Source organism: Pseudomonas sp. NY5710 (assembly GCF_013305665.1).
Lineage (GTDB): Bacteria > Pseudomonadota > Gammaproteobacteria > Pseudomonadales > Pseudomonadaceae > Aquipseudomonas > Aquipseudomonas juntendi.
Genome location: NZ_CP045554.1, coordinates 1,242,637 through 1,260,505 on the forward strand (window position 1 = coordinate 1,242,637; position 17,869 = coordinate 1,260,505).

Here is a 17,869-nt window from a genome sequence, read left to right on the forward strand (position 1 = left end):
CCATGGCCCCTGCGCGTTCTCCGTCTGCCTGCCTACTCTTTATTGCCGCGCGTTGCCGTGGTGACAGCCAGCGGAGAACCCTGATGAGCGAACCCACCGAACGCGACGAACGCCATTTGGCGCGCATGCAGCGCAAGAAGGCTGTCATCGACGAACGTATCGCCAACTCCCCCAACGAATGCGGCCTGCTGCTGGTGCTGACTGGCAATGGCAAAGGCAAGAGCAGCTCGGCCTTCGGCATGCTTGCGCGGGCCCTGGGCCACGGCATGCAGTGTGGTGTGGTGCAGTTCATCAAAGGCCGCAACAGCACCGGTGAAGAGCTGTTCTTCCGCCGCTTCCCCGAGCAGGTGCGCTACCACGTGATGGGCGAAGGCTTCACCTGGGAAACCCAGGACCGCCAGCGCGACATCGCCGCCGCCGAAGCCGCCTGGGCGGTGTCCCGTCAGTTGCTGCAGGACCCCAGCGTGCAGTTCGTGGTGCTGGATGAGCTGAACATCGCCCTCAAGCACGGCTACCTCGACCTTGACCAGGTCCTGTCCGACCTCCAGGCCCGCCCGCCGATGCAGCATGTGATCGTCACTGGCCGCGGGGCCAAGCCTGAAATGGTCGAGCTGGCTGACACCGTGACCGAAATGGGCATGCTCAAGCATGCCTTCCAGGCCGGCATCCGCGCACAGAAAGGCGTAGAGCTGTGAGTCAGGGGCGCCACTGCCCAGCCGTGCTGATCGCGGCTCCCGCCTCCGGTCAGGGCAAGACCACCGTCACCGCCGCACTGGCCCGTCTGCACCGTAACCGCGGGCGCAAGGTGCGGGTATTCAAGTGCGGGCCGGACTTTCTTGACCCCATGATTCTGGAACGGGCCAGTGGCGCGCCGGTGTACCAGCTGGACCTGTGGATGATCGGCGCGGAGGAAAGCCGCCGGCTGTTGTGGGAAGCGGCAGGGGAGGCCGACCTGATCCTGATCGAAGGGGTGATGGGGTTGTTCGATGGCACCCCCTCCAGTGCCGACCTGGCACGCCATTTCGGTGTGCCGGTGCTGGCAGTGATCGACGGCACGGCCATGGCCCAGACCTTCGGCGCGCTGGCCTTGGGCCTGGCGCGCTACCAAGCCGACCTGCCGTTTGCCGGGGTGCTGGCCAACCGGGTCGGCAGCCTGCGCCACGCACAGCTGCTGGAAGGCAGCCTGACCGAAGGCTTGCGCTGGTATGGCGGGTTGTCCCGCGAGCGTGGCATCGAATTGCCCAGCCGGCACTTGGGCCTGGTCCAGGCCAGTGAATTGAACGATCTCGATGCCCGCCTGGACGCCGCCGCCGAAGCGTTGGGGGCCAGTTGCGATGCGGCGCTGCCGCCACCGGTGTGCTTTGCCGAGCCGGCAGTACACGCCTGCGCAGCCTCGCTGGCCGGTGTGCGTATCGGCGTGGCACGCGACGAGGCTTTTGCCTTCACCTACGGTGCCAACCTCGACCTGTTACGTAGCCTGGGTGCCCAACTGGCCTTCTTTTCGCCGCTGCACGACCGCGAACTGCCGGCGGTAGACAGCCTGTACCTGCCGGGTGGCTACCCCGAATTGCACCATCACGGCCTGGCGGCCAACGCGCCGATGTGCGCAGCGATCCGCGCCCACCATGCCCAGGGCAAGCCGCTGCTGGCCGAATGTGGCGGCATGCTGTACCTGCTCCAGGCGTTGACCGACGTGGCCGGCGAGCGCGCCGAACTGCTCGGCCTGCTGCCGGGTGAGGCGACCATGCAGAAGCGCCTGGCGGCCCTGGCCTTGCAGGCAGTGGAGTTGCCGGAAGGCACCTTGCGCGGGCACACCTACCACCATTCGCTGACCACCACCGGGCTGGAACCGATTGCCCGCGGCCTGAGCCCCAACGGCGGCCGCGGTAATGAAGCGGTGTACCGGATCGGCCGCCTGACCGCCTCCTACGTACATTTCTATTTCCCCTCCAACCCGCCTGCGGCGGCGGCACTGTTACGACCATGAGCGAACACGCCTTCAGCGCCGCCGAGCGCGCTGCCATCTACCGGGCCATCGGCGAGCGCCGCGATATGCGCCATTTCGCTGGCGGGGACGTGGCGCCGGCTGTGCTGGCTCGCCTGCTGGCCGCTGCCCACCAGGCGCCGAGCGTCGGGCTCATGCAGCCCTGGCGTTTCATTCGTATCACCCGGCGTGAACTGCGCGGGCAGATCCAGGCCTTGGTCGAGGCGGAGCGGGTGCGCACTGCCCAAGCCCTGGGCGAGCGTTCCGACGCGTTCATGAAACTGAAGGTGGAAGGCATCAACGACTGTGCCGAGGTGCTGGTGGCGGCCTTGATGGACAACCGTGAGCCGCACATCTTCGGTCGCCGCACCCTCCCTGAGATGGACCTGGCGTCGCTGGCCTGTGCCATTCAGAACCTGTGGCTGGCAGCACGTGGCGAAGGCCTGGGCATGGGCTGGGTGTCGCTGTTCGACCCGCAGGCCCTGGCGGCCCTGCTGGGTATGCCGGCGGGGGCCAAACCGGTGGCAGTGCTGTGCCTGGGGCCGGTTACGGCGTTCTACCCAGCGCCCATGCTGGTCCAGGAAAACTGGGCCCAGCAGCGGCCCTTGAGTGAAATGCTGTTCGAAAACCAATGGGGAGAGTGCCAATGAGCGTGGCTTTGCTGACCGTGGCTGGCGTGGCCCTGGATGCGTTGCTGGGCGAGCCGCAGCGCCGCCACCCACTGGTGGCTTTCGGCAACATGGCCAGTCACCTGGAGCGGCGCCTGAATGCCGGAGGCCGCGGTTGGCGCAGCCACGGTGTCAGCGCCTGGTTTCTGGCCGTGGTGCCGCTGACCCTGGTGGCGCTGGTGCTGTCCTGGCTGCCCTGCATTGGCTGGCTGGTTGATGTGCTGGCGTTGTACTGCGCAGTGGGGCTGCGCAGCCTGGGCGAACATGTGCTGCCAGTGGCTCAGGCGTTGCGCCAGGGCGACCTGGACGAAGCGCGGCGCCGGGTAGGTTTTCTGGTCAGCCGTGAAACCCGCGAGCTGGACGCACCTGCGGTGGCGCGGGCAGCTACCGAGTCGGTGCTGGAAAATGGCAGCGACGCTGTATTCGCTGCGCTGTTCTGGTTCGTGGTGGCCGGGGCGCCGGGTGTGGTGTTGTACCGCCTGAGCAATACCCTCGATGCCATGTGGGGTTACCGCAATGCGCGTTTCGAGCGCTTTGGCTGGTGCGCAGCGCGCATCGACGACGTGCTCAACTATATTCCCGCCAGGCTGGTGGCGCTGACTTATGCGCTGCTCGGCAAAACCCGGGTGGCCGTGGCCTGCTGGCGCAGGCAGGGCCCCTTGTGGGACAGCCCCAACGCCGGCCCGGTCATGGCGGCCGGTGCAGGTGCGCTAGGGGTCGAACTCGGCGGCCCGGCGGTGTACCACGGCGAACTGCACGAGCGGCCACGCCTGGGCGAGGGGCCGGTAGCCGATGCCGACGCCATCGAGCGCGGCTGGAGCCTGGTGCAGCGCGGCGTATGGCTGTGGTTGCTGGTGATTTGCCTGGGGGCCTACCTGGATGCTTGAACACGGCGGTCGCCTGCTGCGTGCAGTGCACCAATACGGTATTGCCCGTGAGCATTGGCTGGACCTGTCCAGCGGCATTGCGCCGTGGGCGTTCCCCATTCCGCCCATTCCCGTTGAAGCCTGGGCCCGCTTGCCGGAAACCGAGGACGGCCTGGAAGCGGCCGCGCGCCGCTATTACGGCGCCAGCCAGCTATTGCCAGTCGCCGGCTCGCAGGCCGCTATTCAGGCACTCCCGCTGCTGCGTGCCAGCGGACGGGTCGGGATACTGGGCCCATGCTATGCCGAGCACCCCCATGCCTGGCAAAGGGCGGGGCACCAGCTGCTCGAGTTGGACGAAACACAGGTTGAGGCCGCACTCGATGGCCTCGACGTGCTGGTGTTGGTCAACCCCAACAACCCTACAGGGCGCCGCGTGCCCCGTGAGCGGCTGCTGGCCTGGCACGCCCGGCTGGCTGCGCGCGGCGCCTGGCTGCTGGTGGATGAAGCCTTCATGGACAATACCCCCGCAGACAGCGTGGTGGATTGCAGCGCACGCCCTGGCTTGATCGTATTGCGCTCGTTCGGCAAGTTCTTCGGCCTGGCTGGCGTGCGCCTGGGCTTCGTGGCCGCCGAGCACAGCCTGCTGTTGCGCCTGGCCGAGCTGCTTGGCCCGTGGACTGTCAACGGCCCGACCCGGGTGTTGGCCCAGGTCAGCCTGGCTGACCTGGCCGCGCAGCGTGCCCAAACCGAACGCTGTGCCGCCGCCAGCCAGCGACTGGCGGCAATGTTGCACAGCGCAGGCCTGACGCCCACCGGCGGCTGCGACCTGTTCCAGTATGTACGCAGCCCAGGCGCAGCCCACCTGCACGATTTTCTCGCCCGTCGCGGCATTCTGGTGCGGCTGTTCGAGCAGCCTGCTGCAGTACGCCTGGGGCTGCCCGCCAGCCTGGCGGATGAGCAACGCCTGGCCCAGGCCCTGGCGGCCTACCAAAAGGAAACGGCATGACCACCCTCATGGTGCAAGGCACCACCTCCGACGCCGGCAAAAGCACGCTGGTAACTGCATTGTGCCGCTGGCTGTTGCGCCAGGGCGTGGGTGTGGTGCCGTTCAAACCGCAGAATATGGCGCTGAACAGTGCCGTAACCGCCGATGGCGGCGAAATTGGCCGTGCCCAGGCGGTGCAGGCCCAGGCCTGCCGGCTGGCGCCGCATACCGACATGAACCCGGTATTGCTCAAGCCCAACAGTGATACCGGCGCCCAGGTGATCATCCATGGGCGTGCCGTCACCAGCATGAACGCGGTGGCCTACCACGACTACAAAGCTGTCGCCATGCAGGCAGTGCTGGCCTCGCACCGGCGCCTGAGCGCTGCCTGGCCGGTGGTCATGGTCGAGGGCGCGGGGTCGCCGGCAGAAATCAACCTGCGCGCTGGCGACATCGCCAACATGGGCTTTGCCGAAGCGGTCGACTGCCCGGTGATTTTGGTCGCGGACATCAACCGTGGTGGCGTGTTCGCCCACCTGGTGGGCACGCTGGAACTGCTGTCGCCCAGTGAGCAGGCGCGGGTGCAGGGCTTTGTGATCAACCGCTTCCGTGGCGACATCGCGCTGCTGCAACCAGGGTTGGACTGGCTGGAGGCACGCACCGGCAAGCCGGTACTGGGCGTGTTGCCCTACGTCACCGACCTGCACCTTGAAGCCGAAGATGGCATCGATAGGCGCCAGGGCAGCAAGCAGGACCGCGTGCTCAAGGTGATCGTGCCGGTGCTGCCGCGTATCAGCAACCACACCGACTTCGACCCTTTGCGCCTGCATCCGCAGGTAGACCTGCAATTTATCGGCCCTGGCCAGCCGATTCCGGCTGCCGACCTGATCATCCTGCCCGGCTCGAAAAGTGTCCGCGGCGATCTGGCACAGCTGCGCGAGCGTGGTTGGGACAAGGCGATCGAACGCCACCTGCGCTATGGCGGCAAACTGATCGGAATTTGTGGCGGCCTGCAGATGCTCGGCCATGAAGTGCATGACCCGCTGGGGCTCGAAGGGGTTGCCGGTTCGAGCCGCGGGTTGGGCCTGTTCGACTACGCCACCGTGCTCGAAGCCCAGAAGCAGTTGCGTAATGTCACCGGCACGCTGAACCTCGAGGCTGCGGCGGTGAGCGGTTATGAGATCCATGCGGGCGTCACCCGCGGCCCGGCCCTGGCGCAGCCTGCCGTGCAGTTGGCCGATGGCCGCAGCGACGGCGCCATCAGCGACGACGGGCAGGTGCTGGCCACGTACCTGCATGGTCTGTTCGAAGGCAGCCATTCATGTGCCGCCCTGCTGCGCTGGGCGGGCCTGGACGATGTGCAGGTCATCGATTACGAAGCCCTGCGTGAACGTGACATCGAGCGCCTGGCCGACCTGGTGGACGCGCACCTGAACACCACCTTGTTGCGCCAACTGTGCGGGGTGGCCTGACATGCGCAGCCTGATCCTCGGCGGTGCCCGTTCGGGCAAAAGCCGCCTGGCCGAGCAATGGGCCACTGCCAGCGGTTTGCCCGTGACCTACATTGCCACCAGCCAGCCGCTGGACGGTGAAATGAACGAGCGGGTAGTGCTGCACCGGCGACGACGCCCTGCCGCCTGGGGGTTGATCGAAGAGCCCCTGGCGTTGGCGGCGGTATTACGCGCAGAAGCGGCCGCGGGGCGTTGCCTGCTGGTGGATTGCCTGACGCTGTGGCTGACCAACCTGTTGATGCTGGAGGATGACCAACGCCTGGCCCAGGAGCGTGATGCACTGCTCGATTGCCTGGAGCAACTGCCTGGCACGGTTATCTTGGTCAGTAACGAAACCGGCCTGGGGGTGGTGCCCATGGGCGAGCTGACCCGGCGTTATGTCGACCTGGCGGGCTGGATGCATCAGGCGGTAGCCGAGCGCTGTCAACGCGTGGTGTTGACGGTTGCCGGGTTGCCATTGGTACTCAAGGGCGCCGCGCCATGACCCAGCCACCCATCGTGCAACCCCCACTACCCATTGTCCAACCCTGAACAGGCTTCCCCCGATGACCCAACCCTGGTGGCAAACCCCCTGCCAACCCCTCGACAACGCCGCCATGGACCAGGCCCGCGCGCGTCAGCAGCAACTGACCAAACCTGCCGGCTCGCTTGGCCAGCTGGAAGGCCTGGCCATTCAGCTGGCCGGTTTGCAGGGGCGGGAACGCCCCGTGCTGGACCAGCTGGCCATCACCATTTTTGCCGGTGACCACGGTGTGGTCGAGGAAGGCATCTCGGCCTACCCGCAGGCGGTAACCGGGCAGATGCTGTGCAATTTCGTCGGCGGTGGCGCGGCAATCAGTGTGCTGGCGCGGCAACTGCACGCCAGCCTGGAGGTGGTCGATCTCGGCACCATCGACCTACAGCTGGAGCTGCCCGGCGTGCGTCATTTGCGCCTGGGGGCCGGTACCGCGAACTTTGCCCGCCAGCCGGCGATGACCGAAGGCCAGCTGCTGGCAGCCCTGCAGGCGGGCCGCGACAGCGCCTTGCGCGCGGCCGAACAGCGTGCGCAGTTGTTCATCGGTGGTGAGATGGGCATCGGCAATACGACTGCCGCGGCTGCCGTGGCCAGCGCCTTGCTGGGCTGCCCGGCGGCACAGCTGAGCGGGCCTGGCACCGGCCTGGACAACGCGGGTGTGCGGCACAAGGCGCAGGTCATCGAACAGGCGTTGCGCCTGCATGGTCTGCGGGCTGACGCGCCGTTGCAGGCATTGGGGTGCGTTGGCGGGTTCGAGATCGCTGCCCTGGTCGGCGCCTATATCGGCTGCGCGCAGTCGGGTATCGCAGTACTGGTCGATGGCTTCATCTGCAGCGTCGCCGCGCTGGTGGCGGTGCGCCTGAACCCGCAGTGCCGGGCCTGGCTGCTGTTCGCTCATGAAGGTGCCGAGCCTGGGCACAAGGCCCTGCTCGCGGCGCTGCAGGCCGAGCCGTTGCTGGCCCTGGGCCTGCGCCTGGGCGAGGGCAGTGGCGCCGCATTGGCGGTACCGCTGTTACGCCTGGCGTGTGCGCTGCATGGGCAAATGGCGACCTTTGCCGAAGCCGCTGTGGCGGACCGCCCGGCATGATCCTTGACCTGCTGCGCCACGGCGAAACCGAGCAGGGCGGGCTGCGTGGCAGCCTGGATGACGCGCTGACCGACCAAGGCTGGGCCCAGATGCGCAGTGCCGTGGCCGGTGCCGGCCCGTGGCAGGTGTTGGTCAGCTCGCCGCTGCAGCGCTGTGCGCGGTTTGCCGATGAGCTGGGTGCGCAACTGAATTTGCCGGTGTGCCGGGTGCCAGCCCTGCAAGAACTGCACTTTGGTGACTGGGAAGGCCGCAGCGCCGAACAGATCATGCAAGACCAGGCCGATGCGCTGGGGCAGTTCTGGGCAGACCCCTACGCCTTCACGCCGCCTAACGGCGAGCCGGTGCACGCCTTTGCGTCACGAGTGCTGGCGGCGGTCGAGGGGTTGTACCAGCAGCACGCCGGCAAGCGTGTGCTGCTAATCACCCATGGTGGGGTGATGCGCTTGCTACTGGCGCGTGCTCGCGGCTTGCCCAGGCACCAACTGTTGCAGGTCGAGGTCGGGCATGGTGCCTTGGTCCGCTTGTTGGTGGGTGAGGGCGGGCAGTTGGTCGAGGAAGGTTGAGATGCTGCCGTTGCCGTTCTGGATTGCCTTGCAGTTTCTCAGCAGCTTGCCGGTGAGTCTGCCAGGCATGCCCGCCGCCCGTGAGGTGGGCCGTTCGCTGCTCTATTACCCGCTGGTCGGGCTGCTGTTCGGGTTGCTGTTGTGGCTGGCAAGCCACCTGCTGCAGGGCACGCCGGCGCCGCTGCAGGCGGCGTTGCTGTTGGCACTGTGGGTGCTGCTCAGCGGGGCCTTGCACCTGGATGGGCTGGCCGACAGTGCGGATGCCTGGCTGGGCGGCTTTGGCGACCGCGAGCGCACGCTGCGGATCATGAAAGACCCACGCAGCGGGCCAATGGCCGTGGTGACCCTGGTACTGGTGCTGTTGCTGAAGTTCTGTGCCCTTTGGGTGCTGGTCGAGCAGGGCGTCACTGCTCACCTGCTGCTGGCGCCGCTGCTCGGGCGGGCGGCGATGCTGGGTTTGTTTCTGTGCACCCCTTACGTGCGCCCAGGCGGCTTGGGGCAGGCACTGTCAGAACATCTGCCACGGCGCGCCGCGGGCTGGGTACTGCTGGGTTGTGCGCTGTTTTGCCTGTGGCTGGGCGGGTGGAGCGTGGTGCTGGCGCTGGCGGTATTTGCCTGGCTGCGGCAGCTCATGTGCCGACGCCTGGGTGGCACAACGGGCGATACGGCCGGGGCGCTGCTGGAACTGCTCGAGCTGGCGGTGGTGCTTGGCATGGCGCTGGGGCTCTGAACGTCGTGTCACTCAAGCGGCGCCTCGCCCGGCGCCATGAAACTTCTTGCAACATGCAACACGCGGGTATATACACGTATCCATGCTGACCAGTGAATGCCTTTGTACCCATTTACGCCGTGCTGCCCGTGGGGTGACCCGGCATTACGACGAAGCCCTTGCCGGCTTCGGGGTCAATGTCGCCCAGTTTTCGCTGTTACGGCACCTGCAGCGCCTCGATCGTCCCAGCATCACGACCCTGGCCGAGGCCATGGGGCTGGAGCGCAGTACGTTGGGCCGCAACCTGCGTGTGCTGCAGGCAGAGGGCTTGGTAGCCCTGGCCGAGGGCGATGACCAGCGTAACCGTGAGGTGCTGCTGACCGCAGCCGGCACGCAGTTGCTGCAAGCCGCCCACCCGGCCTGGGAGCAGGCGCAAACCGATTTGGTGGAACGCCTGGGGAGCGGGCAGCGTGATCAACTGGTGCACCTGCTGAACCAGCTGGCCTGAAATGATATGACCATAAGCGGGTATATACCCGTAAACCTTGCGATGTGCTGGAGATAACGACAATGACTTCGGTGTGGCGAACCAGCGGATGGGTATTGGTGGGGGCAGCGTTGATTCTGGCGTTGTCATTGGGGGTACGGCACGGTTTCGGTCTGTTCCTGGCGCCCATGAGCGCCGATTTTGGCTGGGGCCGTGAGGTGTTTGCCTTCGCCATTGCCTTGCAGAACCTGATCTGGGGGTTGGCGCAACCCTTTGCCGGCGCCTTGGCCGACCGCCTGGGCGCGGCACGGGTGGTGATCATCGGCGGTATTCTTTATGCCGTGGGGTTGATCCTGATGGGCACGGCCGACTCGGCCTGGTCGTTGTCGCTGAGTGCGGGCTTGCTGATTGGTATTGGCCTCTCCGGCACTTCGTTTTCGGTGATCCTCGGTGTGGTCGGGCGGGCTGTGCCGGCCGAAAAACGCAGCATGGCCATGGGCATCGCCAGCGCCGCAGGCTCGTTCGGCCAGTTCGCCATGTTGCCGGGCACCCTGGGCCTCATCCAGTGGCTGGGTTGGTCGGCAGCCCTGTTGGTATTGGGGCTGCTGGTGGCATTCATCGTGCCTTTTGTCGGCCTGCTGCGCGACCGCCCATTGCCCAGCCATGGTGCCGAGCAGACGCTGGGCCAGGCGTTGCGTGAGGCGTGTTCGCACCCTGGGTTCTGGCTCCTGGCGCTGGGCTTCTTCGTCTGCGGTTTCCAGGTGGTGTTCATCGGCGTGCACCTGCCGGCCTACCTGGTTGACCAGCATCTGCCCGCCAGTACCGGTACCACAGTGCTGGCGCTGGTTGGGCTGTTCAACATTGTCGGCACCTTCACGGCTGGCTGGCTGGGTGGGCGCATGTCCAAACCGCGCCTGCTGACCGGGCTTTACCTGCTGCGGGCGGTGGTGATCGTGCTGTTCCTGTGGGCGCCGGTGACTCAGTTCAGTGCCTACCTGTTCGGTATCGCCATGGGGCTGCTGTGGTTGTCTACCGTGCCGCTGACCAACGGCACCGTGGCGACGGTGTTCGGCGTGCGCAACCTTTCCATGCTGGGCGGTATCGTGTTTCTGTTCCACCAGTTGGGTGCGTTCCTGGGGGGCTGGCTGGGTGGGGTGGTGTATGACCGCACGGGCAGCTATGACCTGGTGTGGCAGATTTCCATCCTGCTCAGCGTGTTGGCTGCCGCCCTGAACTGGCCGGTACGCGAACGCCCGGTCGCCCGCTTGCAGGCGCAGGCAGCATGAGCCGCCATTGGCTTCGCGGGCTGCTGGCTGTTGCCGGGTTATTGCTGCTGGCGCTGGTGTGGTGGGGCTGGCACCGCGGGGGCTTGGCGTTGATGCAGTTGGGCATGAGCGTCTGTTAGGCGCTACCCTGCAAGCTCAAGGCTTGAATTGCGGGAGCAACTGACATGCGTATACAGGGGTTGACGGTGACGGTGCTGGGCTTGCTGGCCAGTGCGTCGAGCTGGGCTGCCGATTGCCCGGCGTTGTTGCAGGGCAGCTTGCCGGAATTGCGGGGCAAGGGGCAGATCGAGCTGTGCGAGCGGTTTGCCGGTAAGCCTTTGGTGGTGGTGAATACCGCCAGTTACTGTGGTTTTGCGCCGCAGTTCGAGGGGCTTGAAGCAACGTACAAGGCGTATCACGAACAAGGCCTGGAGATGTTGGGTGTGCCGTCCAATGACTTCAAGCAGGAAGACGCCGATAGCGAGAAGACGGCCAAGGTCTGCTATGCCAATTACGGTGTGACGTTCACCATGACCAAGGCTCAGCCGGTTCGGGGCAAGGATGCGATTCCGTTGTTCGTTGAATTGGCCAACCAGAGCAGTGCGCCGAAGTGGAACTTCTACAAATATGTGGTTGATCGCAAGGGCAAGGTGGTTGGTAATTTTTCCAGCCTGACGAAGCCGGATGATCCGGCGTTCCGGGCGGCTATCGAGAAGGCTATTGCTTCGCAGTGATGGGGGGGTTATTGCGTAGCTTGAAAGCTTGAAAGCTTTTTGGCGCTGGTTTTGGTGGCGCGAAAACTCCAGCTGCGATAGCGACGCATAGTCACCTTTTCGCCCTTACGGCGGGTTACTTTGGCCAAGACCAAAGTAACCCGCCGTAAGGGCGGAAAAGTGACTCGGCGCCGCCGCCGCGAACGAATACCTATGAGGTGTAAACGCCCACACCTTTGCAGAGCTTGAAATCTTGAGCGCTGGTTTTGATAGCGCGATAACTCCAGCTGCGATAGCGACACAAAGTCACCTTTTCGCCCTTACGGCGAGTCACTTTTTGTCAAACGCGACAAAAAGTAACCAAAAAACGCTGCGCTCCCGTCATCCGGCCCCTGCGCTGCGCTCCGGGGTTCCCTCGCTACGGTCATGCTCCCGGGAGTACGCGCTGCAGGCCCCATCCCTGGGGCCTCAGCGCTTGACGGGCATCCATGCCCGTCACCTCCCTGCGCATGCCCTCCGCTCGGCCTCCTGAAGTCGCGAAGATCAAGATCAAGATCAAGATCAAGATCAAGATCAAGATCAAGATCAACAGCCAGATCAAAATCTGTGCGTGGTCTGATTGCGTGATGCGAACCCACGTAAGCGCAGCTGTTGCCTCTGCTTTTTGCTTTTGCTTCTAAGCGCGCGGTAGCACAGGCGACGCAGATTGCGACTTCAGGAGGCCGAGCGAAGGGCATGCGCAGGGAGGTGACGGGCATGGATGCCCGTCAAGCGCTGAGGCCCCAGGGACGGGGCCTGCAGCGCGTACTCCCGGGAGCATGCCCGTAGCGAGGGAACCCCGGAGCGTAGCGTAGGGGCCGGATGACGGGAGCGGGCGGCTTTGGTTACTTTGGCCAAGACCAAAGTAACCCGCCGTAAGGGCGGAAAAGTGACTCGGCGCCGCCGCCGCGAACGAATACCTATGAGGTGTAAACGCCCACACCTTTGCAGAGCTTGAAATCTTGAGCGCTGGTTTTGATAGCGCGATAACTCCAGCTGCGATAGCGACACAAAGTCACCTTTTCGCCCTTACGGCGAGTCACTTTTTGTCAAACGCGACAAAAAGTAACCAAAAAACGCTGCGCTCCCGTCATCCGGCCCCTGCGCTGCGCTCCGGGGTTCCCTCGCTACGGTCATGCTCCAACCAAATCAACAGGCGTGCGGGGGTTGAAGAGGTGGGCCAGCGCCGCCTGTGCCAGCGGTAGGCGACCTCACTTGGCATGCACTGTGATCGCCACCAGCCGTACAACCACCGGCCTCACCATCAATACACAGACAAACGCCACCGGCATCGCCAACTGATAGGCCTTCAATACATTGCTCAGGTAGTCGGGGGTAACGCCAGCGTTCGCCGCAGTAATAACAAAGCTCATCAATAACGCCATGATGGAAGACATGTAGAACGCGAAAACATAGGGCGTGGCGACGGGGTGCAATTTGCGGCGGCTGCGGGTTGGGGAGAGATCGCTCATGCTAACTCCTTGAAGTTGAGTGAAGCCGCAGGCTAGCAACCCTCGCAGTGGCAGCAGTAGACCAGCAATACTGAGTTCTTTATAAAGAGATGCTTACGAATTCAAGGGCCACTACATGGACCTGCTCAACGCCATTCGTTGCTTCATCAAGGTGGTCGAAGCCGGCAGCATTGCCGCTGGCGCCCGTAACCTCGGCCTCACCCCGGCCGCGGTCAGCCAGAACCTCGCCCGCCTGGAAAGCCATCTCCAGGTGCGCCTGCTTACCCGCACAACCCGCAGCATGTCCCTGACACCCGCAGGCAACCAGTACTACCAACGTGTCAGCCATATCGAACGTGACCTTGCCGAAGCCGAGCAGGCCATCACCACCCCAGACAGTGAACCCCAGGGCCAACTCTGCATTGCTTCGACCTCGGCCTTCGGTCGCCATGTGCTGGCTCCCCTTATACCCGCATTCAGCGCCCGCTACCCACTGCTTTCGATAGAATTGGTAACGACCGATCGCCGCGTCAACCATGCCCGTGAAGATGTCGATGTGAGCCTGCGCATCACCCCGCAGTTGGAAGAGCAACTGCTGGCCCGGCACATCGCCCGTATCCCGTTCATTTGCTGCGCCTCACCCGGCTACTTGCAAAGCGCCGGCCTACCAAGTACGCCTGAGGCTCTGCGCGATCACCGGTGCCTGGTGTTCCGCTACCCGGTGGACGGCCGCCTGCTACGTTGGGGGTTCATGCGTGACGGGCTGCGCTTCGAGCCGGTGTTCGGCAACGTGCTCATCAGTGATGACATCGATGCGCTGACCCAAATGGCCGTGCATGATGGTGGCATCACCCGCCTGGCCGAATTCATCGTGCGGCCACATCTGGCTTCAGGTGCGCTGGTGCCGTTGTTTGAATACAGCGACAACGGCCAGGCATACGCCCAGACCGAGCCGATGGACATCTACCTGTGCCTGGCAGACCGCTTTGCCATGACGCCTGCTGTGCGCGTGTTCATGGCGTACCTGCGTGAACACCTGGCTGACACCTGGCAGGTCCAGACGTGAAAAAACCGCCACGAGGGTAATGGGAGTGAGTTAAGTAATTTGGGGCCGCTTTGCGACCCTTCGCGGGCACGCCCGCTCCCACACGTTTGGCGCTGAACTCAAGAAATGCGCGATCCCCTGTGGGAGCGGGCGTGCCCGCGAAGGGCTGCAAAGCAGCCCCAGTAACGCTTAACTGACAGGCATTAACCGCGAGGGCGGTTTTTTTCAGGTAGCGCGTACCGTCAGAAACGATAGGTAAGCGACGCACCGACACCGTGCGCGCTGTTCTCATACTTGGCCTGGTAGCTGCCCTTGGTTGCGCTGACCTGGTTGACCTTGGTGTCTTCTTCCCAGAGGTAGGAATAGGCCACGTCAATGGTCATGTCGTCATTCGGGCTCCAGCCTGCGCCCAGGCTGAACACCTTGCGATCACCTGTGGGGATGCGCGGCGAACGGTCGTGGTTGTTGGTTGGCGATTGGTCAACGGTAAAGCCGGTACGCAGTACCCACTCCTTGTTGACCTTGTACGATGCACCAATGGCGTGTGCCCAGGTATCGTGCCAGTTCTGCTCTTCGGTAATGGTCTGGAATGCCGAACCTGCCAGTGGCGCAGGCACATCGTTCTGCACGGTGATGTTTTCCAGGCGGCTCCAGCGGGTCCAGGTGCTGCCCGCGTACAGGGTCCACTGGTCATCGAGTTCGTGGGTAACCGAAAGGTCGACCGATTCCGGCGTCTTGATCTTCAGGCTGGCATCGAACTTGTTGCCGTTGAACGGCCCGATCAGCGGGGTGCTGACGCGGGTCTTGCCTTCCAGCTTGTAGTCGACCATCGAGTGGTAGGTCAGGCCGACGCGGGTGCGGTCGGTGGCCTGCACCATAAGGCCGATGTTGTAGCCTACGGCAGTATCGTCACCCTTGATTTTCACTTCGCCATCGTTGCGGCCCGGGGTGAATGGGTTGATCAGGCTGGAGCCCAGCTCACCCTTGATGCGGTTGATGGTTGGACCAAAACCGATCGAGACCTTGTCGTTGAAAGCGTAGCTGACGGTGGGCTGGAAGGTGACGACCTCGACGTGGCTCTTTTTGCCCCAGTAGCGCGCAGCGTCATCGCTGCCGTAGTCGGTTACCAGGCCGAACGGCACGTAGACACCGAAGCCGACGCTCCAGTGGTCGTCGATAGGTTTGACGTAGTAGCCCATGGGCACGCCAACGACCGGCACCATGTCACCATCGGTTTCCCCCCCGAGGTTGCTGCCTGGCCCGGAAATGTCGGTTTTGGCGATGACGGCTGCGCCGCCCACGGTGAACTGTTCACGTTTGAGGCGGGACATGCCGGCCGGGTTGCCAAACACGGTGCTGGCATCTTCGGCAGAAGAAGAACGTCCCGCGAAACCTGTCCCCATGCTGCTGATGCTCTGTTCGTTCAATGCAAAGCCGCTGGCGAAAAGCTGGCTGGATGCAAGAGCAACGGCTACGCCGAGGGAGGTTTTGAGCATTACTTTTTTCATTATTAGAAAACTCCTTGGGATCTCCGGGGCGAAAAGCTACCAACAAATGACGCGCCGCGCTATAGCCTCAATCGCAGGAGTTAGAGCGGTTTTGTAGGACAATCCGACCAAAATTCCCTTTTTTCCGGCTTTGATGTAGGACGCTTCTCAAGATGCCTGTGGCAATCTTTGATCAACGCAGGTGTGCCAAGCGTGAGTGAAGTCGCGCAAGCGGCCTTGGGGGTGGAAGATCTGACGCCATATACGCGCCAGTGCCAGTAAATCGTCAGCGGCAGGCAAGGGCGTGGCATGCTCCTCAATGAGCATCCAGGCAATGGCCGTGGAGTATCGCAGGTTGACCGTAAGCTCGAGGTGTGGGCCGCCGAGGAAGGCATGCTGGCTCGCCAGGCCCCGGACCAGGCTGGCCAGGTCGGGATCACGGGCAAGGTAGTTGTCCCACAGCGCCTGGTGGCGGTGTTCGCCAATGCGGTACAGGCCGTGCCCGCGTCGGTCGTGCAAGGCGGCCCCGAGTGCCGACTGGCTGGCGGCAACGCCCAGTAACAAGGCTTCAGCGCTGGCGCAGTGACGGTTCAGGTAAACCAGGGTGGGCCGTATCACATACTGACACAATTCATTCGCCGCAATACCCATGATGCCCTCGAACAGTAAAGGGCCGGACGGGCGCTGGAGCTTGGCAGCTGGTGAAGTAGTCAGGCCCGCCGGAAGCGGCAAGTACCGCTCGAGTTGAAGTGTAGTGTGATAATCGTGGTGTAAAGAGCTGTTTTTAAATCGATTGCTGCCTGACGTCGCGAGCTATATGCCCTAAGGCGATTACGCCATGAACGTTCAGGCAGGTAGGCGATGCTACGATTCAGCGCATGAATACTGCAGTATTCGCCGCTCACGCGGTGAGCGACTGGCGAGTCCTTGCAATGACCGCCTGCAAGGGTTCATTGCGGCTGTACTGTTCAGGGTACAGACGCTCGGTGTGGCAGGCGACGCCGTGTTCGTCTACCAGGGTAAAGCTGAAGCTGCCTTTGCGTGGGGCAACGATGAGGCACTTCAACGGCGAGAAGGCCTGGGAAAGGGTGCCAATGGCAGCCTGAATCTGATGATGAGTTTGCATATTGTTGGATGTTCCTGCTTTAAACACGGGGAGTATGATCCGTGCATGATAGAAACGTTCCAGTGACGCCATTATTAAGGGACGAGCGAACCTGACTGGAACAGGGCAGCCAGAGGGGGCGCAATCAAATGTGGGCGCTTGGGCTGACTGGTAGGTACTTCAGAAGGCAGGCAGCACGCCGGGGCCAAGGTTCGCGGCCATCGGGGTGGGATCCTGATCAATCTGTCGGGTGATTCGTGCTTGACCAGCCTGTGGCTGGCGAGTGAATCATCGAATGGGCCGGTCCTGGTTTCAGCAGGGCCGCACTTGGGAGGTGGGCGACTGCAAGGACATGGGGCCAGAATTGACTTTCAGCTTGGTACTAACGAGGCGGACTGTACAGTGAATGAGTGCGCTTGGCAAGCACTACGTCAGTCTTGGGTAGCCGAGCAGTATGGCGTGAATTTGCCACGCTGGGAAGAGGGTGAAAATGGCTCGAATCGCCGAGGATGTGCCCATTGCGTGCATTCAAAGGAGGGCAAAGGGTGCATTTGTTCACATTCGGTGCAGGGCTTGTAACAGCACCGCAACAACCCCTGCCGACTTCGCCAATGCCTTGACTGCGCGGTTAAGTCAATGAAAAAAAACACTATTTTCAGCTGGTGAAAAAATCGTCAGTTTGACCGAAGCCCACAGTTTACGGGGGTTTGCGGGGTGTGTCATAGGGTTGTCCACCGAGTTATCCACAGGAACTGTGGATTGTCCCCGGCACTTGCTCTAGCACGGGCGTGTCCGCTGCGCTGTGAGCCGTCCGACCAACGCGAAGCCTGGATGACCTGCCTTCTTATGCGCCCACGAACGTCAAGAAAAGATCATTTAAAATTTTTTTCATTGTTTCGATTTCGACGGGTCATGGCAAAAAAAAAAGCGTACAGTGGCTCGCCTTTCGCATTGCCATACGTGTTGCCATGAAGTTCCGCTATAAACAGCTCGCCACCTCCGCCGCCACTACACCACCCCCTGACGCCAAGCGGTTCAGCTTGAAAGTGGCCTTGTGGCTGCTCGATAGCCCGCGCCTTGGTGACAAGCCCCAGGTCAAGCATCTGGCAGGCCGCCTGCTGAAGCAGCCGGCCCGCCAAGGTGTGGTGGTGGCGCAAAGCCGGCTTGGGCAAATGCTGTGCCGGGATTGCGGCAATGCCCGTGACCGGCGTATTGGCCATGAGTTACTGCGCCAGGCAGCGCGGGCCGGGGACCGGCGTGCGCAGCTGGAATACGCACGGTTGTGCCAGCATCAAGAGCCAGCGCAGGCGCGTTACTGGCTGGAGCTTGCGGCGGGGCAAGGTTCGCAAGAAGCGCAGCGGCTGCTGGGGCAGTGGTTTGCGGGTTGAAG

General features: G+C 63.4%; 21 protein-coding genes. 17 read left to right on the forward strand and 4 right to left on the reverse strand.

All coding sequences use genetic code 11. From position 1 onward, the window contains the following. The first annotated feature begins 83 nt into the window (after positions 1 to 83). From cobO to GEV39_RS05705, 15 genes are all read left to right on the forward strand, one after another. Positions 84 to 695 (forward strand): cob(I)yrinic acid a,c-diamide adenosyltransferase, encoded by a 612-nt coding sequence (gene cobO / locus GEV39_RS05640; RefSeq protein WP_173887831.1) that lies wholly within the window; start codon positions 84 to 86, stop codon positions 693 to 695. Beyond that, positions 692 to 1,987 carry a cobyrinic acid a,c-diamide synthase CobB gene (locus tag GEV39_RS05645; protein ID WP_173887832.1) on the forward strand — a complete coding sequence of 432 codons (1,296 nt, stop codon included), beginning with the start codon at positions 692 to 694 and terminating at the stop codon, positions 1,985 to 1,987. The genes cobO and GEV39_RS05645 overlap by 4 nt, the downstream gene beginning before the upstream one ends. Next, a complete protein-coding gene (bluB, locus tag GEV39_RS05650; protein ID WP_173887833.1) occupies positions 1,984 to 2,634 on the forward strand; it encodes a 5,6-dimethylbenzimidazole synthase in 651 nt (216 codons plus the stop codon). Before GEV39_RS05645 ends, bluB begins: the two co-directional genes overlap by 4 nt. Beyond that, positions 2,631 to 3,539: an adenosylcobinamide-phosphate synthase CbiB gene (gene cbiB / locus GEV39_RS05655; RefSeq protein WP_173887834.1), complete on the forward strand. Its 909-nt coding sequence runs from the start codon at positions 2,631 to 2,633 to the stop codon at positions 3,537 to 3,539. Before bluB ends, cbiB begins: the two co-directional genes overlap by 4 nt. Next, positions 3,532 to 4,524: a threonine-phosphate decarboxylase CobD gene (cobD, locus tag GEV39_RS05660; RefSeq protein ID WP_173887835.1), complete on the forward strand. Its 993-nt coding sequence runs from the start codon at positions 3,532 to 3,534 to the stop codon at positions 4,522 to 4,524. Before cbiB ends, cobD begins: the two co-directional genes overlap by 8 nt. Continuing rightward, entirely contained in the window at positions 4,521 to 5,975 is a 1,455-nt protein-coding gene (locus GEV39_RS05665) for a cobyric acid synthase (RefSeq protein WP_173887836.1), read from the forward strand. Before cobD ends, GEV39_RS05665 begins: the two co-directional genes overlap by 4 nt. A gap of 1 nt (position 5,976) precedes the next feature. Beyond that, positions 5,977 to 6,498 carry a bifunctional adenosylcobinamide kinase/adenosylcobinamide-phosphate guanylyltransferase gene (cobU, locus tag GEV39_RS05670; protein ID WP_173887837.1) on the forward strand — a complete coding sequence of 174 codons (522 nt, stop codon included), beginning with the start codon at positions 5,977 to 5,979 and terminating at the stop codon, positions 6,496 to 6,498. Positions 6,499 to 6,559: 61 nt separating this feature from the next. Beyond that, a complete protein-coding gene (gene cobT, locus GEV39_RS05675) occupies positions 6,560 to 7,615 on the forward strand; it encodes a nicotinate-nucleotide--dimethylbenzimidazole phosphoribosyltransferase (protein WP_173887838.1) in 1,056 nt (351 codons plus the stop codon). Beyond that, on the forward strand, positions 7,612 to 8,178 hold the full coding sequence (locus tag GEV39_RS05680; protein ID WP_173887839.1) for a histidine phosphatase family protein: 567 nt from the start codon (positions 7,612 to 7,614) through the stop codon (positions 8,176 to 8,178). Before cobT ends, GEV39_RS05680 begins: the two co-directional genes overlap by 4 nt. A 1-nt stretch (position 8,179) precedes the next feature. Beyond that, positions 8,180 to 8,908, forward strand: coding sequence for an adenosylcobinamide-GDP ribazoletransferase (locus tag GEV39_RS05685; protein ID WP_173887840.1), 729 nt, complete (start codon positions 8,180 to 8,182; stop codon positions 8,906 to 8,908). Positions 8,909 to 8,990: 82 nt separating this feature from the next. After that, positions 8,991 to 9,395 (forward strand): MarR family winged helix-turn-helix transcriptional regulator, encoded by a 405-nt coding sequence (locus GEV39_RS05690; RefSeq protein WP_173887841.1) that lies wholly within the window; start codon positions 8,991 to 8,993, stop codon positions 9,393 to 9,395. A gap of 62 nt (positions 9,396 to 9,457) precedes the next feature. Continuing rightward, a complete protein-coding gene (locus tag GEV39_RS05695; protein WP_144187729.1) occupies positions 9,458 to 10,660 on the forward strand; it encodes an MFS transporter in 1,203 nt (400 codons plus the stop codon). Next, a complete protein-coding gene (locus GEV39_RS26330; protein ID WP_283246105.1) occupies positions 10,657 to 10,779 on the forward strand; it encodes a hypothetical protein in 123 nt (40 codons plus the stop codon). The genes GEV39_RS05695 and GEV39_RS26330 overlap by 4 nt, the downstream gene beginning before the upstream one ends. 45 nt (positions 10,780 to 10,824) lie before the next feature. Next, complete coding sequence (locus GEV39_RS05700) at positions 10,825 to 11,373, forward strand: glutathione peroxidase (RefSeq protein WP_054914256.1); 549 nt, start codon at positions 10,825 to 10,827, stop codon at positions 11,371 to 11,373. A gap of 467 nt (positions 11,374 to 11,840) precedes the next feature. Further along, positions 11,841 to 12,032 carry a hypothetical protein gene (locus tag GEV39_RS05705; RefSeq protein WP_173887842.1) on the forward strand — a complete coding sequence of 64 codons (192 nt, stop codon included), beginning with the start codon at positions 11,841 to 11,843 and terminating at the stop codon, positions 12,030 to 12,032. A 570-nt stretch (positions 12,033 to 12,602) separates the two neighbouring features. On the opposite strand, the gene GEV39_RS05710 is transcribed toward GEV39_RS05705, so the two are convergent. After that, complete coding sequence (locus GEV39_RS05710) at positions 12,603 to 12,863, reverse strand: DUF2798 domain-containing protein (RefSeq protein ID WP_173887843.1); 261 nt, start codon at positions 12,861 to 12,863, stop codon at positions 12,603 to 12,605. Positions 12,864 to 12,978: 115 nt separating this feature from the next. Here GEV39_RS05710 and GEV39_RS05715 point away from each other — a divergent pair, with 115 nt between their 5' ends. After that, positions 12,979 to 13,908 carry a LysR family transcriptional regulator gene (locus GEV39_RS05715; protein WP_173887844.1) on the forward strand — a complete coding sequence of 310 codons (930 nt, stop codon included), beginning with the start codon at positions 12,979 to 12,981 and terminating at the stop codon, positions 13,906 to 13,908. A 221-nt stretch (positions 13,909 to 14,129) separates the two neighbouring features. Here the strand turns inward: GEV39_RS05715 and GEV39_RS05720 are convergent, their stop codons facing one another. The 3 genes from GEV39_RS05720 to GEV39_RS05730 form a co-directional block, all read right to left on the reverse strand. Then, positions 14,130 to 15,395 carry an OmpP1/FadL family transporter gene (locus GEV39_RS05720; RefSeq protein WP_173887845.1) on the reverse strand — a complete coding sequence of 422 codons (1,266 nt, stop codon included), beginning with the start codon at positions 15,393 to 15,395 and terminating at the stop codon, positions 14,130 to 14,132. A 147-nt stretch (positions 15,396 to 15,542) separates the two neighbouring features. Next, a complete protein-coding gene (locus GEV39_RS05725; RefSeq protein WP_173887846.1) occupies positions 15,543 to 16,025 on the reverse strand; it encodes a hypothetical protein in 483 nt (160 codons plus the stop codon). 250 nt (positions 16,026 to 16,275) lie between these two features. Next, a complete protein-coding gene (locus GEV39_RS05730; RefSeq protein WP_009686213.1) occupies positions 16,276 to 16,500 on the reverse strand; it encodes a hypothetical protein in 225 nt (74 codons plus the stop codon). 947 nt (positions 16,501 to 17,447) lie between these two features. Between GEV39_RS05730 and GEV39_RS05735 the strand changes: the two genes are divergently transcribed. Next, entirely contained in the window at positions 17,448 to 17,867 is a 420-nt protein-coding gene (locus GEV39_RS05735; protein WP_173887847.1) for a tetratricopeptide repeat protein, read from the forward strand. Positions 17,868 to 17,869: the final 2 nt, after the last annotated feature.

Coding starts and splice junctions, on each gene's coding strand:
- bluB (WP_173887833.1), top strand. CDS start 1,984: ATGAGCGAACACGCCTTCAGCGCCGCCGAGCGCGCTGCCATCTACCGG.
- GEV39_RS05720 (WP_173887845.1), bottom strand. CDS start 15,395: ATGAAAAAAGTAATGCTCAAAACCTCCCTCGGCGTAGCCGTTGCTCTT.
- GEV39_RS05700 (WP_054914256.1), top strand. CDS start 10,825: ATGCGTATACAGGGGTTGACGGTGACGGTGCTGGGCTTGCTGGCCAGT.
- cobO (WP_173887831.1), top strand. CDS start 84: ATGAGCGAACCCACCGAACGCGACGAACGCCATTTGGCGCGCATGCAG.
- GEV39_RS05690 (WP_173887841.1), top strand. CDS start 8,991: ATGCTGACCAGTGAATGCCTTTGTACCCATTTACGCCGTGCTGCCCGT.
- GEV39_RS05710 (WP_173887843.1), bottom strand. CDS start 12,863: ATGAGCGATCTCTCCCCAACCCGCAGCCGCCGCAAATTGCACCCCGTC.
- GEV39_RS05695 (WP_144187729.1), top strand. CDS start 9,458: ATGACTTCGGTGTGGCGAACCAGCGGATGGGTATTGGTGGGGGCAGCG.
- cobD (WP_173887835.1), top strand. CDS start 3,532: ATGCTTGAACACGGCGGTCGCCTGCTGCGTGCAGTGCACCAATACGGT.
- GEV39_RS05685 (WP_173887840.1), top strand. CDS start 8,180: ATGCTGCCGTTGCCGTTCTGGATTGCCTTGCAGTTTCTCAGCAGCTTG.
- GEV39_RS05715 (WP_173887844.1), top strand. CDS start 12,979: ATGGACCTGCTCAACGCCATTCGTTGCTTCATCAAGGTGGTCGAAGCC.
- cobU (WP_173887837.1), top strand. CDS start 5,977: ATGCGCAGCCTGATCCTCGGCGGTGCCCGTTCGGGCAAAAGCCGCCTG.
- GEV39_RS05725 (WP_173887846.1), bottom strand. CDS start 16,025: ATGGGTATTGCGGCGAATGAATTGTGTCAGTATGTGATACGGCCCACC.
- GEV39_RS05705 (WP_173887842.1), top strand. CDS start 11,841: ATGCCCGTCACCTCCCTGCGCATGCCCTCCGCTCGGCCTCCTGAAGTC.
- cobT (WP_173887838.1), top strand. CDS start 6,560: ATGACCCAACCCTGGTGGCAAACCCCCTGCCAACCCCTCGACAACGCC.
- GEV39_RS26330 (WP_283246105.1), top strand. CDS start 10,657: ATGAGCCGCCATTGGCTTCGCGGGCTGCTGGCTGTTGCCGGGTTATTG.
- cbiB (WP_173887834.1), top strand. CDS start 2,631: ATGAGCGTGGCTTTGCTGACCGTGGCTGGCGTGGCCCTGGATGCGTTG.
- GEV39_RS05665 (WP_173887836.1), top strand. CDS start 4,521: ATGACCACCCTCATGGTGCAAGGCACCACCTCCGACGCCGGCAAAAGC.
- GEV39_RS05680 (WP_173887839.1), top strand. CDS start 7,612: ATGATCCTTGACCTGCTGCGCCACGGCGAAACCGAGCAGGGCGGGCTG.
- GEV39_RS05735 (WP_173887847.1), top strand. CDS start 17,448: ATGAAGTTCCGCTATAAACAGCTCGCCACCTCCGCCGCCACTACACCA.
- GEV39_RS05730 (WP_009686213.1), bottom strand. CDS start 16,500: ATGCAAACTCATCATCAGATTCAGGCTGCCATTGGCACCCTTTCCCAG.